Annotated in this window: 9 protein-coding genes; 8 read left to right on the top strand and 1 reads right to left on the bottom strand. The window is 74.2% G+C overall.

Annotated features, from left to right (window positions below; all coding sequences use genetic code 11):
- The coding region (locus tag GTW67_RS16170; RefSeq protein ID WP_161165522.1) for a Gfo/Idh/MocA family protein at nucleotides 1-941 on the bottom strand (941 nt) is incomplete at its 3' end.
- A 47-nt stretch (nucleotides 942-988) separates the two neighbouring features.
- Here GTW67_RS16170 and GTW67_RS16165 point away from each other — a divergent pair.
- From GTW67_RS16165 to GTW67_RS16130, 8 genes are all read left to right on the top strand, one after another.
- Nucleotides 989-2,269, top strand: coding sequence for an ROK family transcriptional regulator (locus GTW67_RS16165; RefSeq protein WP_161165521.1), 1,281 nt, complete (start codon nucleotides 989-991; stop codon nucleotides 2,267-2,269).
- Between the two features lie 159 nt (nucleotides 2,270-2,428).
- Nucleotides 2,429-3,274, top strand: a complete 846-nt coding sequence (locus tag GTW67_RS37020; RefSeq protein ID WP_202437307.1) for a hypothetical protein — start codon at nucleotides 2,429-2,431, stop codon at nucleotides 3,272-3,274.
- Nucleotides 3,275-3,341: 67 nt separating this feature from the next.
- The gene (locus GTW67_RS16155; RefSeq protein WP_161165519.1) at nucleotides 3,342-4,097 is read left to right on the top strand and encodes a UTRA domain-containing protein; all 756 of its coding nucleotides are present in this window, start codon (nucleotides 3,342-3,344) and stop codon (nucleotides 4,095-4,097) included.
- A gap of 131 nt (nucleotides 4,098-4,228) precedes the next feature.
- Nucleotides 4,229-5,374: a TIGR03364 family FAD-dependent oxidoreductase gene (locus tag GTW67_RS16150; RefSeq protein ID WP_202437306.1), complete on the top strand. Its 1,146-nt coding sequence runs from the start codon at nucleotides 4,229-4,231 to the stop codon at nucleotides 5,372-5,374.
- 8 nt (nucleotides 5,375-5,382) lie between these two features.
- The gene (locus tag GTW67_RS16145) at nucleotides 5,383-6,078 is read left to right on the top strand and encodes an HAD family hydrolase (protein ID WP_161165517.1); all 696 of its coding nucleotides are present in this window, start codon (nucleotides 5,383-5,385) and stop codon (nucleotides 6,076-6,078) included.
- Nucleotides 6,078-7,136: an ABC transporter ATP-binding protein gene (locus GTW67_RS16140; protein WP_161165516.1), complete on the top strand. Its 1,059-nt coding sequence runs from the start codon at nucleotides 6,078-6,080 to the stop codon at nucleotides 7,134-7,136. Before GTW67_RS16145 ends, GTW67_RS16140 begins: the two co-directional genes overlap by 1 nt.
- Nucleotides 7,137-7,167: 31 nt before the next feature.
- Entirely contained in the window at nucleotides 7,168-8,007 is an 840-nt protein-coding gene (locus GTW67_RS16135) for a 2-aminoethylphosphonate ABC transporter permease subunit (RefSeq protein WP_161165515.1), read from the top strand.
- A partial coding sequence (locus GTW67_RS16130; protein WP_524539787.1) for an ABC transporter permease subunit occupies nucleotides 7,994-8,445 on the top strand: 452 nt, incomplete at its 3' end. The genes GTW67_RS16135 and GTW67_RS16130, both read left to right, overlap by 14 nt.

Below are 8,445 nucleotides of genomic sequence, written 5' to 3'. Positions count from 1 at the left end.
GGGTAGTCGCCCGGGACGGTCGCCTCCACGCGTCCGCCGCCGGTCAGCGGGGACTCGCCGGCGCCGACGCGGCCCCACAGCGACTCGTCCTCCTCGCCCCAGCCGGGGCCCGGCCGCTTGCCCTCGCGCAGCGCGGCCTCCTGCGGGTCGAGGCCGTGCTTCACATAGCCCGCCTGCGAGCCCAGGACCCGGAAACGCGGGCCGAGCTGGGCGGCGGTGGAGGAGACGTAGAGGTGGGAGCGGACGCCGTTCGCGTGCGTGATCGCGATGAACGTGTCGTCGTCCGCCTCGGCGCCCGCGCGCCGCACGACCGACTCGGCGTACACCTGCGTGGCCGGGCCGAACAGGACGAGCGCCTGGTCGACGACATGGCTGCCGAGGTCGTAGAGGAGGCCGCCGATCTCCGCCGGGTCGCCCGACTCGCGCCAGCCGCCCTTGGGCTTCGGCCGCCAGCGCTCGAAGCGGGACTCGAAGCGCCACACGTCGCCGAGCGCGCCCTCGTCCAGCAGCCCCCGCAGGGTGAGGAAGTCGTTGTCCCAGCGGCGGTTCTGGAAGACGGAGAGCAGCAGACCGCGCTCCTTCGCCAGCGCCGCCAGCTCGCGCGCCTCGGCCGCCGTGCCCGCGACCGGCTTGTCCACGACGACCGGCAGACCGGCCTCCAGGGCACGCCGGGCCAGCGGTACGTGGGTCTTGTTCGGGGACGCGATGACGATCAGGTCCAGCTCGGCGGCCCGGTCGAACAGCTCGTCCGGCGTGGCGACGGTCCGCACGTCCGGGAACTCGTCGCGGGCCTGCCGCTGCCGGTCCGGGTTCGAGGTGACCACCGTGTCCAGGGCCAGGCCCTCGGTGGCGGCGATCAGCGGGGCGTGGAAGACGGAGCCGGCGAGGCCGTAGCCGACGAGACCGACGCGCAGAGGGGTGCCGGGGGGAGTACCAGTCATACGTCCACTTTCGCAACGCTGTTGCCAAAGTGCAAGCGCCGGGGACAATGGGGGGCGTGAACAGGGCTGACGGCGAGGGAACGGACGACGGTGGCGACGGTACGCGGAGTGGCGCGGGCGTGCGCGGGGGCGGGGGCGGTGGCGTGCGTGCCGTGGCCGGCGGGGCGAATCTGCTCGCCCTGCGCAGTCACAACACCGCCCTCGTCCTCGACCTGCTGCGCAGCGCCGGTACGGAGGGCATAAGCCGCCTCGAACTCGCCGAGCGCACCGGGCTCACCCCGCAGGCGGTCAGCAAGATCACCGCCCGGCTGCGGGCGGAGGGGCTCGCCGCCGACGCCGGGCGCCGCGCCTCCACGGGCGGCAAGCCGCGCACGGTGCTGCGGCTGGTGCCGGAGGCGGGGCACGCGGTGGGCGTGCATCTGGACCGGGACGAGCTGCGGGCGGTGCTGGTGGACCTCGTCGGGACGGTCGTGGGGGAGCGCCGGTCCCCGCTGGACCTGGGCGCGGGGGCGCCGGCCGTGCTGGAGGGGGTGGCGGGGGCGGCGGGGGAGCTGGTCGCCGAGGTGTTGGGGGTGCCGGGCGGGCATACCGGCGGTGCGCTGGGCGGGCACGCCGCCGACGTGGAGGGCGGGCGTCTCGCCGGCGTGCCCACGCTGCTCGGGCTGGGGGTGGCCCTCCCGGGGCCGCTCGACCACGCCCGGGGCGTGCTGCACCGGGTCACCGGCTTCCCGGAGTGGGACGGCTTCCCGCTGCGGGACGCGCTGACCCGGCGCCTGGGTGTGCCGGTCGTCGTCGACAAGGACACCAACGCGGCGGCTCTCGGGCTGGCGGTCGCGGGCGAGGGAGGTGGCGAGGGCGGCTCCTTCGCCTATCTGCACCTCGGTACGGGGCTCGGCGCCGGCCTCGTCTTCGGCGGCGCCGTGCACCGGGGCGCCCGGACCGGTGCCGGCGAGTTCGGGCACCAGGTCGTCCAACTGGACGGGCCGCCCTGCACCTGCGGCGGGCGCGGCTGCATCGAGGCCCTGTGCCTGGGCGCCGTCGCCCGCGGCGACCTCGCGGAGGCGGCGCGGGTGCTGGGCGCGGGCGCCACCAACCTCGCCGGGCTGCTGGACATCGACCTGGTCCTGCTCGGCGGGCGTACCGTCGCCGCCGCGCCCGACGTGTTCGTCTCCGGGGTCGGCGCCGTCCTCGACGCCCGGGCCCGGCGCGAGGGCGGGCGTGAGGGCGCCGTACCGGTGCGGATCGCGCCCGGCGGGACACGCGGGGTCGCCCAGGGCGCGGCCCAGCTGCTGCTCGCGCCGCTGTTCGGACGGGGCGAGGGGCACTGAGCCGGCGCCCGGACCGACCCGGGGGCAGCGCCCGTACCGACCCGGCAGCCCCGTCACGGCACCCCCTACGCCGAACGAGCGCACCCGCACCGCCGTTAGAGGGGCACACCCCGAACGGCGGTCCCCGTGACCGGAACCCTCCGACACGCTCATGTGTTTATGCGACTGTTCACGCCCGCGTCCCCCTGCCTGGCGGCGGCAGCCGCCCTCCTGGCCGTCGCCGGCCCGGCCGCCGCCGCAGCCCTCGCCGATGCCCCGGTCCCCGTCGGCTCCAGCGCCCCGCTGCCCGCCTGCACGGCCCCCGACGACCACACCTTCCCGCTCACCACCCGCCTCCACGGCGGCCCGAGCGCCTACGAGTCCGGCGGCGGCTTCGGCGTCTGGTACCTGGACCTCACCAACACCACGTCCCGCACCTGCGAGGCCGTCCACCCGGTCGTCGTCCTCGTCGACGAACGACGGGCCATGAAGCCGGAACAGGCCCGCCTGGAGTTCTACGACGGTGACCGCCCCCGTCCCGTCATCTTCGAGGCGACCGACCGCGACGAGCTGATCGGCGCCTTCGGAGAGGGAGAAGGAAAGGGCGAGGAAGGGGTCGACGCCGCCTTCCCCGGCTTCACCGTCGGCCCCGGCAAGACCCTCACCGTCAAGGTGCGGCTCGCGCTCACCTCGGACACGGCGCCGGGGCAGGTCACCGCCAACGCCGCCGTCGTCCAGCGCCGCGGCGACGACGGCGACTGGGTCGGCCAGTCGAACGACTACCGCTTCCGCGTCGGGAGCGGCGGCCCGTCCGACGAGCCCGCCGACGAGTCGGCCGCCGCGGGGAGCGCCGAGCCCGTCGCGCCCTCCGTCGCCTCCACGCCGGACAGCCGGGGCACCGGGTTCCCGTTCGCCGACGAACTCGCCGGCACGGGCCTGGGCCGCCTGGACGCCGCCCTCGCCACCGCGGCCCTGCTCCTCGCCACCGGCGCAGCGGCCGTACTGCTCTCCCGCAGACGCCGCTGATGCCGCAGACCCGCCCCTGAAGAGGTCCCCCCTGCTCCCCTCCCCCCGCGTCTGCGACGATCCCTGCGTGGACTACCCGAACGACCAGGCCCCCGGCGCCCCCGTCCGCTCCGGGATCCCGGAGCACGGCCGTGTGCCGAAGTACTACGCCGTCAAGGCGCGCATCGACCGTCTCGTGGGCGAGCTGGGGGAGGGCAGCGCCATCCCCACCGAGCGGGACCTCTCCGAGCGGTACGAGGTCGCCCGCGAGACCGTCCGGCAGGCCCTGCGCGAGCTCGTGCTGGAGGGCAAGCTGCGCCGGCAGGGGCGCGGCACGGTGGTCGCCGGACCCAAGCTCGCCCAGCCGCTGTCCCTGGCCAGCTACACCGAGGGCGTCCGGCGCCAGGGCCGTACCCCCGGCCGCGCGCTCGTCACCCTCGACCGCTTCCCCTGCCCCGAGCCGCTAGCCGCCGAGACCGGCCTCACGCGCGGCGAGCCCGTCTGGCACCTGGAGCGCGTGCTGCTCGCGGACGACGAGCGGGTCGGCCTGGAGAGCACGTACGTCGCCGTGGCCCGCATGCCCGACCTGGACACCGCCTTCGACCCGGACTCGTCCTTCTACGCCCACCTCGCCGCGCAGGGCATCGCCTTCGGGGACGCCGACGAGCGGATCGAGACCGTGCTGGCCACTCCGCGCGAGGCCCTGCTGATCGGCACCCCGCCCGCTCTGCCGATGCTGCTCATCCACCGCGTCTCCCGCGACACGGAGGGCCGCCCGCTGGAGCGGGTCCGCACCCTCTACCGGGGCGACCGCTTCTCCTTCACCGCCCATCTCCAGGGCTGAAAAGCGCCGGAAAGCAGAGGGAAAGTACCGTTATTACCCACCCTTGAGTATCACGAAAAGATAACGGGTCTAGCCCAAACGTGGTGACCAGTTCACGCTCTCGTTGTCAGCCGGATTCCTCCGGTTCCCCGATGCCAAGGAGTGTTGCGGTCGTGAGAGTGATAGTCGTCGGAGCCGGCGTGGTGGGCACCATGCACGCCTGGCACGCAGTGGAACGCGGCCACGAGGTCGTACAGATCGAGCGCGAGACCGAGGCGCGCGGCGCCTCGCTGCGCAACTTCGGCCAGATCTGGGTGAGCGGCCGCGCGGGCGGCGAGGAGCTGGAGACCGCGCTGCGGGCCCGGGAGCTCTGGGAGGAGATCGGCGGCCGGATCCCGGCGCTCGGCTTCCGCCCGAACGGCTCCCTGACCCCCCTGCGCGGCGACCTCGAACGCGCCGTCGCCGAGGCCGCCGTCGCCCGCCCGGACGCCGCCGCCCGCGGCCACAAGCTCCTCACCCCCGGTGAGGCGCGGGCACTCAACCCCGCCCTGCGCGGCGAGTTCGACGCGGCCCTGTACTGCGAGCGGGACGCGGCCGTCGAACCGCGCACCGCCCAGCTCGCCCTGCGCGCCGAGCTGCTGAAGTCCCCGCGCTACACCTTCCTGCCCGGCCGCGAGGTCCGCGACGTCGTCGGCGAGAACGCCGTCCGCGACGACCACGGCGACACGCACACCGGCGACGTCGTCGTCCTCGCCACCGGCGCCTGGCTCGGCGGCCTCGTGCGCGAGCTGGCCGGACCTGACCTGCCCGTGCGCCGGGTCCGCCTCCAGATGATGCAGACCGACCCCCTCGGCGAACCGCTGACCACCTCGGTCGCCGACGCCGACAGCTTCCGCTACTACCCCGCGTACGGCTCGCCCACCCTGGACGAGCTGAACGCCCGGCAGCCGCAGCCGGCCACGGCCGCGGAGCACAGGATGCAGCTCCTGATGGTCCAGCGCGCCGACGGCGGCCTGACCATCGGCGACACCCACGAGTACGAGCACCCCTTCGCCTTCGACACCGTCGAGGACCCCTACGAGCACCTCACCGGCGTCGTCGAGTCCCTGCTCGGCCGCCCGCTGCCGAGGATCCGCCGCCGCTGGGCCGGGGTGTACGCGCAGTGCACCGACACGAGCCGGGTCGTGCACCGGCAGCAGGTGCGCGACGGCGTCTGGCTGGTCACCGGGCCCGGCGGGCGCGGCATGACCTGCTCGCCCGCGATAGCCGAGACCACCGCGAACGAACTGGGCTGGTGAAAGCACTCATGAACCCGACAGACATCCGCCTCGTCGTCCTCGACATGGCCGGCACCACCGTCGCCGACGGCGGCCTGGTCGAGCGCGCCTTCGACGCCGCCGCCCGCGAACTCGGCGTCGAGCCCGGCACCGCCGACCACGCCGAGAAGCTGGACTACGTCCGCGCCACCATGGGCGAGTCCAAGATCTCCGTCTTCCGGCACCTCTTCGGCGACGAGGACCGCGCCCAGCACGCCAACGCCGCCTTCGAGAAGGCGTACGGCGAATCCGTCGACGGCGGCCTGATCGCCCCGGTCCCCGGCGCCCGCGAGGCCGTCGAGGAACTCGCCGCCGACGGCCGCACCGTCGTCCTCACCACCGGCTTCGCCCGGGTCACCCAGGACGCCATCCTCGGCGCCCTCGGCTGGCAGGACCTGGTGCCGCTCACCCTGTGCCCCGCCGACGCGGGCGGGCGCGGACGGCCGTACCCGGACATGGTCCTGGAGGCGTTCCTGCGCACCAAGGCCGCCGACTCCCTCGCTCAGGTGGCCGTCGTCGGCGACACCTCGTACGACGTGCTGAGCGGCGTACGCGCCGGCGCGGGCCTCGTCGCCGGGGTGCGCACCGGGGCCCACGGCGACGACGCCTTCCGCGAGGCCTGCGCCACCCATGTGCTGGACTCCGTCGCCGCCCTGCCCGCCCTCCTGCGGGGAGCAGCCGGCTGATGAGTGCCAGCAGCGGCATCCGCTTCGACTCGGTCACCGTCGCCTACGACGGCAACGTCGTCCTGGACGCCCTCGACCTCACGGTCGGACCGGGCGAGGTCATGGCGCTGCTCGGGCCGTCCGGATCCGGCAAGACCACCGCGCTGCGGGCGGTCGCCGGGTTCGTACGGCCCGCCTCCGGGCGGGTCCTCCTCGGCGACCGGGACGTCACCGGCCTGCCCCCGCACCGGCGGGGCATCGGCATGGTCGTCCAGAGCTACGCCCTCTTCCCCCACATGCGGGTCGAGGACAACGTCGCCTTCGGTCTCAAGGCCCGCAAGGTGTCCAGGGCCGAGATCCGCGAACGGGTCGGCGAGGCCCTGGAGATGACCGGCATGGCCGCCTACGCCCGCCGCCATCCGCGCGAGCTGTCGGGCGGCCAGCAGCAGCGCGTCGCCATCGCCCGGGCGCTGGCCATCCGGCCGGGGGTCCTGCTGCTGGACGAACCGCTGTCCGCGCTGGACGCCCAGCTCCGTTCGGGCATGCTCGCCGAGCTGGCCCGCCTCCACCGCGAACTGCCCGACGTGTCGATGCTGTACGTCACCCACGACCAGGTCGAGGCGCTCACCCTCGCCGACCGGATCGCGGTGATGGACAACGCGAGGCTGCGCGCGTGCGGGACGCCTAGGGCGCTGTACCGGGCGCCGGCCGACGCGTTCACGGCGTCCTTCGTGGGCGGCGCGAACCTGCTGCCGGTGACCGTGGGGGTCGCGGGCGTGTCCTTCGGGGACGCGGAGATCAAGGTCGCCACGGAGGGGGTCGCCCCGGGGGCGACGGCGACCCTGTGCGTACGTCCGCATCTGGTCGGGCTCGGTGACGGGCCCAACCGGCTCACCGGCACGGTGGGGGAGGTCCAGTGGCGGGGGGCCACGCATCGGCTCCTCGTGGACGTGGCCGGGCACCGGGTCATGGCCGACGTGCGGGAACTTCGGACGCCGCCGGTGGTGGGGGAGGCGGTGAGGTTGCACTTCGCGTCCGACGACGTCGTGTTGCTGCCTGCGGGGGTGGGCCGTGGCTGAGGTTGTTGCCGAACCGCGGCCCGGTGGGGGCTTGGCGCGCAGTTCCCCGCGCCCCTTCGGGGCGCTGATCTGGGCCTTGCCTCCAGTGGTCCTGCTTGCTCTCGTGTTCCTCTACCCCCTCGCCCTCGTCGTTCAGCAGTCCTTCCAGCCCGACAGCGGTGGGACCTCGGTCCAGCCCTACGCCGACGTGTTCGCCTCCGAGGCGTTCCGGGAGGCGCTCTGGACGACCGTCTGGCTCGCCGTGGCCTCCACCGTCGGGTGTCTCGTGCTCGGGTTCGTGCTCGCGCTGGTCATCGCCTTCGTGCCCTTCCCGGGGGCGAAAGCGGTCTCCCGGTTCATCGATGTCTTTCTCTCCTTCCCCTCCTTCCTCATCACGCTCGCCCTGCTCTTCGTCTACGGCACGGTCGGCATGGCCAACGGGGCGTGGACGGGCGTCACGGGTGCCGCCGAGGGGCCCTTCCAGTTCCTCACCACGCCCTGGGGCGTCCTCCTCGCGGAGATCACGTACTTCACCCCGTTCGTGATGCGCCCACTGCTCGCCGCGTTCTCCCAGATCGACACCGCGCAGATCGAGGCGGCCGGCTCGCTGGGCGCCCGGGCCCCGCGGATCGTGCGGCGGATCATCCTGCCGGAGGCGCTGCCCGCCCTCGCGGCCGGCGGCAGCCTCGTCCTCGTCCTGTGCCTCAACGAGTTCGGCATCGTCCTGTTCACCGGCGCCAAGGGCGTCACGACCCTGCCGATGCTCGTCTACGGCAAGGCGATCCTGGAGTCCGACTACCCGGGCGCCTGCGTGGTCGCCGTCGTCAACGTACTGATCTCCGTGGGCCTGTACGGCCTCTACCGGGTGGTGAGCCGCCGTGCTGGTGCATAGCCGCAAGGGGAGGTGGGCCCTGTGGGCCGTCTTCCTCGTCCTCTTCCTCCCCCTGTTCGCCCTGCCCCTCCTCGTCGTCCTCGGCGCCTCCTTCGCCGCCCACTGGTCCAGCGTCCTGCCCTCCGGTTTCACCACCGCCAACTACCGGGCCGCCACCCGCGGCGAGGCCCTCCAGGCGCTCACCACCAGCCTGGTCACCGCCCTCACCGCGAGCCTGCTCGCGCTGGCCGTCGGCACCTGGGCCGCGCTCGCCGCCGCCGCGCTGAAGAAGCGGTACCGCAGGGTGATGGACGCCCTGTTCGTGCTGCCGGTCGCCGTGCCCTCGGTGGTCGTCGGCCTCGCCGTCCTGGTCGCGTACTCGCAGCCGCCGTTCCTCCTCAACGGCACCCGCTGGATCGTGATCGTCGCCCACACCGTGCTGGTCACCGCCTTAGATCG

The organism is Streptomyces sp. SID5910, from assembly GCF_009862125.1.
In the GTDB taxonomy this organism is placed as follows: Bacteria; Actinomycetota; Actinomycetes; order Streptomycetales; family Streptomycetaceae; genus Streptomyces.
This window is presented reverse-complemented; position numbering and strand designations above follow the sequence as displayed.

What these genes read in the sequence shown, in the direction of transcription:
- GTW67_RS16150 (WP_202437306.1), top strand. Translation starts at nt 4,229, where the DNA reads ATGCCAAGGAGTGTTGCGGTCGTGAGAGTGATAGTCGTCGGAGCCGGC.
- GTW67_RS16145 (WP_161165517.1), top strand. Translation starts at nt 5,383, where the DNA reads ATGAACCCGACAGACATCCGCCTCGTCGTCCTCGACATGGCCGGCACC.
- GTW67_RS37020 (WP_202437307.1), top strand. Translation starts at nt 2,429, where the DNA reads ATGCGACTGTTCACGCCCGCGTCCCCCTGCCTGGCGGCGGCAGCCGCC.
- GTW67_RS16140 (WP_161165516.1), top strand. Translation starts at nt 6,078, where the DNA reads ATGAGTGCCAGCAGCGGCATCCGCTTCGACTCGGTCACCGTCGCCTAC.
- GTW67_RS16165 (WP_161165521.1), top strand. Translation starts at nt 989, where the DNA reads ATGGGGGGCGTGAACAGGGCTGACGGCGAGGGAACGGACGACGGTGGC.